This window comes from Gordonibacter sp. (assembly GCF_036667095.1).
Lineage (GTDB): Bacteria > Actinomycetota > Coriobacteriia > Coriobacteriales > Eggerthellaceae > Gordonibacter.
The window spans coordinates 1-1,076 of the sequence record NZ_JAVWUP010000388.1; the positions used below are offsets into that span (position 1 = coordinate 1).

Below are 1,076 nucleotides of genomic sequence, written 5' to 3' on the forward strand. Positions count from 1 at the left end.
TTGCGCTTGCCTACGTGCTGGCCTATGGATGCCGCGGGTTGTTCTCCCTGCTGCCCTCCGAAGCGAACCTTGCCTTGTTCTGTCTGATCCCCCTCGGTTCAATCGCGCTCATCGCCGCCCTCGCGCGCGCCATTTTCGACCAGATGTACGCCGAGGACTCGCCCGCCCAGGCAGCCGTCACCGCTCCGGGGTCGTTTCTTCCTTTCGGACACCAGGTGTTCGTGGCACTGCTCATCTTCCGCTTCATCTACGGCTACACCTTAACGTTCGGCGAGGTCGACCGCGTACCGTTGCTCGCGCTGGGGGCCTTGGTGCCGCTGGGGGCTCTCGCCCTCTACGCTTTGACACGTCGCACGGAACTTTCGCCGGACGGCCTGTTCCGCCTCTCCATCCTCTGCTCGGTGGCCGGTTTCCTCATGCTGTCCATCGCCCCTGTGCAGGGATCGATTACCAGCACGCTGCTATCGTGCGGAACCGGCTTCTTCGAGATACTGATGTACTACGTGCTTATCGCGCTGGGCTCGAAGAACACGCTGAACGCCCTGCCCATGCTGGCATGGGGCAACGCCATGGCCTCGTGGGGCACCTTGCTCGGCGCGAATTTCGGGAGGTTCACCAACGGACAAGCGGCCGACCCTGTCGTGGTATCCGCCATCTCGGCCATCATCGTATTCGGCATTGTCGCTTACGTGGTGCTAGTGCAGAAGACGTTCAGCTTCGCGAACACCATCAAAGGTGTCGTCCCGCTCGCACCGCTCGTGCCTGCGCACGCCGACGACAGCACGCCCCTATCAATCGAAGCACGCTGTGCGACCATCGGCAAAGCACAAGGCCTGACCGAGCGCGAGCAGGAGATATTCGAGTACCTAGCACGCGGACGCAATGTGCGCTTCATCCAGGAAGCGCTCGTCGTGTCGTACAACACCGTAAAAACCCACGTCAGCCACGTATATGCCAAGCTCGGCGTGCATTCGCACCAAGAGCTCATCGACTTGGTAGAGCATCAAAAGTAGCGCGTCGCCTATTCGCCGTCAGCCTCGAGCGCCTCGGCCGCCTCGTCGATGCAGTGCAGCGCA

General features: G+C 61.7%; 1 protein-coding gene. It reads left to right on the top strand.

The features are described 5' to 3' along the window. Nucleotides 1-1,013, top strand: a 1,013-nt coding sequence (locus RR842_RS14815; RefSeq protein WP_332730337.1) for a LuxR C-terminal-related transcriptional regulator, incomplete at its 5' end; no start/stop codon positions are given. Between the last annotated feature and the right edge of the window lie 63 nt (nucleotides 1,014-1,076).